The 246-nt window shown below is 51.6% G+C and carries 1 protein-coding gene; it reads right to left on the bottom strand.

Going from position 1 to position 246, the window contains the following annotated elements:
- Nucleotides 1-246: hypothetical protein (locus J0A69_RS22525; protein WP_206588865.1), on the bottom strand; the 246-nt coding region annotated here is incomplete at both ends.

Raw genomic sequence — 246 nt, 5'->3', positions numbered from 1 at the left:
TGTATCCCGCTGGAACATCAATACTTACCGTGCCGTCCAAGGCAATGCTCACCGTTACTCCGGCTGGTACGCCGCTTAGATCAGGGGTAATATCCACAATCGCGCCGCTGCCCGCTGTAATTGGCAATGTGCCTACGAAAGGAGTACCTGGGGTAACTGCGAAACTTACGTCACTCGCTGTAGGAGCTCCATTCACGTTCACACTTACTGTAATGATCCCTGAATCACTCAAGCCATTTTCATCCG

Origin of the sequence: Algoriphagus pacificus, assembly GCF_017254845.1 — a bacterium.
In the GTDB taxonomy this organism is placed as follows: domain Bacteria; phylum Bacteroidota; class Bacteroidia; order Cytophagales; family Cyclobacteriaceae; genus Algoriphagus; species Algoriphagus pacificus.
The sequence above is the reverse complement of the archived record's forward strand: the minus strand, read 5'-3'. Positions and strand labels throughout refer to the sequence as shown.